Raw genomic sequence first — 4,602 nt, 5'->3', positions numbered from 1 at the left:
TCTTCCAATCAATTGGAACAATTGTCCCAAATCTATCTCATCTGAAGTGTTCTGATGTACTGGTTGGTCCGCCATTTAATAATAAGGTGGGTTATTCTATATTCTTAATAAAAAACTATTCATCTTGTTTCTTTCCTTCTTTCTGTACATGGCTATATTCTAAAAAACAAAACTGTTTAAGGTTTGTTCCACAAATACAAATATAACGGGTTTTCCTCTTTTGATTGATGGTTGTTGCATCAAAAAAAGGATTGATATGGAAACAACTGATTTATTAGAGAAGTCTTGAAAACCATATTAAAAATACCGTAACTTATTTCAAAATTTCCATGATTTTCTGTTGATAGTTAACACCTTATCTCTTTTTAGTAAAAAAGCCGTAACCCATGTGCGTCACAATTACTATAATAAAAGTATCTTATAAACAACGGGGGTTAGATTCATCATTAGCGCATAGCTAAACCATCATTCCCGCCGCTACCGTTTCATTAGTAGCATCATCAATTAAAATAATACTTCCCGATGTTCTATTTTCTCTATATGGGTCTATCATTAATGGCTTTGTGGTCCGAATACGAACTTTGCATATATCGTTCATCGACATTTCCTTATCATCAGAACTACGATTCAAGGTGTTAATGTCTATCTTATAAACCACCTCTTTAATCATTGCCTTTTGTTCATTAGAGGTGTGTTTTATGGTATACTTTGCTCTGGGCTTTGCTGGGTCATTATGAAGCCAGCACAACATAGCTTCTATATCTTGTTGTGCTTCAGGTTTGTTGTTGGAACGAACAATCATATCCCCTCTGCTGATATCAATGTCATCATCAAGGGTAATGGAGACCGACATCGGGGCAAAAGCTTCTTCTACTTCACCAGAAAAAGTGTCTATTGATTTTATTTTGGAAGTAAAGCCAGAAGGCATAATGGTGACCTCATCTCCTTTTCTTAGCACTCCGCTGGCCATACGTCCTGCATAACCTCTATAATCCCTAAATTCCTCACTCTGCGGTCTTAAAACGGTCTGGACCGGGAATCTAGCATCCACCTTGTTGATGTCGCTGCTTATATGCATAGTTTCCAGGGTGTGTAACAGAGGAGCTCCTTGGTACCAACCCATGTTTTCAGATCTATTAACGACATTGTCTCCCAATAGAGCGCTTATTGGTATAAATCTGATATCTTTTACCAATAGTTTAGACGAGAACTCTTCAAATTGGACTATAACCTTGTTATAAGCTTCCTCAGAAAAATCAACCAAATCCATCTTATTAATGCACACAATCACGTGGGGTATTTGTAAGAGTGATGCTATAAAGGCATGTCTCTTGGTCTGTTCGATGACTCCATGTCTTGCATCGACCAAAATAATGGCCGCATTGGCAGTTGAAGCTCCTGTCACCATGTTTCGGGTATATTGAATATGCCCCGGAGTATCTGCAATGATGAATTTTCTCTTTGGTGTGGTAAAGTACCGATACGCCACATCAATAGTGATTCCTTGTTCTCTTTCATCTCGAAGACCATCTGTAAAAAGTGCTAAATCGACACCTTCGTGTCCTTTTTGTTTACTGGTGTTCTCAATGGCTTCGAGCTGATCTTCAAAAATGGATTTAGAGTCATATAATAGCCTTCCTATCAACGTGCTCTTTCCGTCATCCACACTTCCGGCGGTGGTAAACCGTAAAAGTTGATTGTTGTCTAACATATACCGTGCTAAAAATATCCTTGTTTTTTTCTGTCTTCCATGGCGGTTTCGGAACGCTTGTCATCACTTCTGTTGCCACGTTCGGTTTGTCGCATGGCAGCTACTTCCTGTGCTATCTTTTCCAAAGTGTCCGCATCTGATTCAATACCGCCGGTAATGGTAATGTCTCCCAAAGTTCTAAATCTTATTTTTTTCGTAACTACTTCCTCTGTTCCTTCTAACTTCAGAAACTCAGAATTCGGAATCCAAGAGTTGCTCCTCCAAACTACCTCTCTTTCATGTGCAAAATACAGCGATGGAATTTCTATGTTTTCCCTTTTAATGTAATTCCAAACATCCATTTCTGTCCAGTTACTAATCGGAAACACTCGGAAATGCTCACCTTCAAAATGCTTCCCATTAAAAAGGTTCCATAGTTCTGGACGTTGGTTTTTTGGATCCCATTGTCCAAAATCATCTCTGTGTGAAAAAAATCTTTCCTTGGCCCTGGCTTTTTCTTCGTCCCTTCTTCCTCCACCAATGGCACAATCCACTTTATGTTCCTCTATGGCATCCAACAAGGTTGTAATCTGCAAAGCATTTCTAGTTGCATTTTTCCCTTTTTCTTCTGCCACTCTACCTTGATCTATAGATTCTTGTACCGAACCTACAATCAACCTGACCCCTAAGCTTTTGATAAGGTCATCCCTGAATTTTATGGTCTCAGGGAAATTATGTCCTGTATCCACATGCATCAAGGCAAATGGAATTTTACTGGGATAAAATGCTTTTCTAGCCAAATGTGTAACAACAATGGAGTCTTTCCCTCCCGAAAACAAAATGACCGGATTCTGAAACTGGGCCCAAACTTCACGAAGCACAAAAATCGCTTCCGATTCCAACTCGTCCAGATAATTTAAATAATATTTACTCATTACAATTGTAATTTGTGTCTGATCAACTCGTATACTTTGTTTACTGATTCTTCAATGCTGTTTTGTTCTGTGAGAACAACATCTGGTTGCAAAGGTACTTCATAAGGGCTTGATACGCCCGTCATATCCTTAATTTCACCTTTTCTTGCTTTTTTGTATAGTCCTTTAACATCTCTGCGTTCGCATTCTTCAAGACTAGTGTTTACAAAAACCTCAATATAATTGTTGTTTCCTACCGTTTCCTTAATCAAATTTCTATCTTTTTCATAGGGAGCAACGAACGCCGCCAAAACCACCACTCCAGCATCAACAAAAAGATTTGCAATTTCTCCTATTCTTCTGATATTTTCTGACCGGTCTTCTGGTGAAAAGCTTAAATCCTTATTGATTCCATGTCGGACATTATCTCCATCCAGAATATAGGTCTTTACTCCCTCATCAAACAATTTTTGTTCAACTGCATTGGCAATAGTTGATTTACCAGAACCTGATAATCCAGTAAAGAAAATCAGAAAGGAGCCATGGCCATTACCTTTTCTTCTTTCATACACATCAACTTTATAATTGTGTTTTATGATGTTCTTTTCCATTTTTTTGCTCGTTTTCTTATATCAAGACCATAATTGATTCTATACCACGCCCTTTCATGATAATAGTACAGTATCATTTTGGTAATTATTTCCACAAAACCTATTTTCAACCCTGTCCACGGGTTACCAGAAATAACCCAAGACAATATAATTGTATCCAAAGTTCCCAGAACTCGCCAAGTAATTGTTTTCAGAATATGCCTTCTGCGACTGTCCCCTATTCCTATTTTTATCCATGTCCTTTCATGCAGATAATAAAGAACCATTTTGGTGACCACTTCCGAAACACCAATTTTTAAACCGGTAAAAGGGTTTCCTGTAATAGCCCAAGAAAGTAAAATTGTATCCAAGGTTCCTACAATTCTCCATGTAATAGTCTTGGCCAAGTGCCTTTTGTAAGATACCTTTTGCGTCATTTAGTGAACTAAAAAATAGGGGTTTAAAAGGTTTTTCTTGTTGTAGGTAAGTTCACTTTCTGAGCCCCACTGGGTAACTTTTAGGCCCAAAGCCTTGCAGATAGCATGTCCGGCCGCAGTATCCCATTCCATTGTAGGTGCAATTCTGGGATAAACATCTGCTTTGCCCTCCGCGACTAGGCAAAATTTTAGTGAGCTTCCTTTGGATACGATATCCACCTCTTTTGATTGTTGCTTTAAAGCTTCTATGAACTTTGTTGTTTGCTCATTCATGTGTGATCTACTACCAACGACACGAACTGTGGTATTTTCTTCTTTTGTGGGGAAGGATAACTGATTTTCCAAGGCAAAATGAGGAATTTTTTCATCCTCATTGTTTAAAACATGTTTAAATGCCTTTTGCTCCAAACAATCTGCATAATATAATTCTCTGCTGACTGGAACATAAATTACTCCCATAATCGGAGTTCCATTTTGAATAAGGGCTATGTTGACTGTAAACTCACCATTTCTTTTGATAAACTCCTTGGTTCCGTCCAACGGATCCACCATCCAGCACAAATCCCAATCTTTCCTCTCAACATAGTCAATAGATTTGTTTTCTTCACTAATAATTGGAATCTCCGTTTTGGTTAGATAAGACATGATAACTCTATTGGATTCCAAATCGGCCCTAGTTAGTGGTGAGTCATCCTTTTTTTGCTCCGTTTCAAAATCAGCCGTCTCATAAACTTTCATAATTGCCTTGCCAGCATCAATAGAAGCGGGGATTGCGGTTAAAATAGTGTCGCGTATATTCAAAATTTATATGATTGATTTAAAATTGGGCAAGTTTTCATCTTTTTCAGAAACTTGTATCTCTTCAAAAGGTATTTCCCAATCAATGTTTAGAAATGAATCTTTATAATTTATTCCTCCCTCTGATTCTTTGTTATAATAATTGTCACACTTATAAAAAAAATGGGCTGATT

Annotated in this window: 6 protein-coding genes; all 6 read right to left on the bottom strand. The window is 37.8% G+C overall.

The window, feature by feature from the left end:
- Positions 1-457: 457 nt before the first annotated feature.
- Entirely contained in the window at positions 458-1,711 is a 1,254-nt protein-coding gene (gene cysN / locus HJC33_RS00075) for a sulfate adenylyltransferase subunit CysN (protein WP_171656753.1), read from the bottom strand.
- Positions 1,712-1,719: 8 nt separating this feature from the next.
- Complete coding sequence (cysD, locus tag HJC33_RS00070; RefSeq protein WP_171656752.1) at positions 1,720-2,625, bottom strand: sulfate adenylyltransferase subunit CysD; 906 nt, start codon at positions 2,623-2,625, stop codon at positions 1,720-1,722.
- Positions 2,625-3,215 carry an adenylyl-sulfate kinase gene (gene cysC / locus HJC33_RS00065; protein WP_171656751.1) on the bottom strand — a complete coding sequence of 197 codons (591 nt, stop codon included), beginning with the start codon at positions 3,213-3,215 and terminating at the stop codon, positions 2,625-2,627. The genes cysD and cysC overlap by 1 nt, the downstream gene beginning before the upstream one ends.
- Positions 3,197-3,631 (bottom strand): DUF2061 domain-containing protein, encoded by a 435-nt coding sequence (locus tag HJC33_RS00060; protein ID WP_171656750.1) that lies wholly within the window; start codon positions 3,629-3,631, stop codon positions 3,197-3,199. Before HJC33_RS00060 ends, cysC begins: the two co-directional genes overlap by 19 nt.
- Positions 3,632-4,426, bottom strand: a complete 795-nt coding sequence (gene cysQ, locus HJC33_RS00055; protein ID WP_171656754.1) for a 3'(2'),5'-bisphosphate nucleotidase CysQ — start codon at positions 4,424-4,426, stop codon at positions 3,632-3,634.
- A gap of 9 nt (positions 4,427-4,435) precedes the next feature.
- Positions 4,436-4,602: dTDP-4-dehydrorhamnose 3,5-epimerase family protein (locus tag HJC33_RS00050; RefSeq protein WP_171656749.1), on the bottom strand; the 167-nt coding region annotated here is incomplete at its 5' end.

Origin of the sequence: Flagellimonas amphidinii (assembly GCF_013090115.1) — a bacterium.
Taxonomy (GTDB): domain Bacteria; phylum Bacteroidota; class Bacteroidia; order Flavobacteriales; family Flavobacteriaceae; genus Flagellimonas; species Flagellimonas amphidinii.
This window is presented reverse-complemented; position numbering and strand designations above follow the sequence as displayed.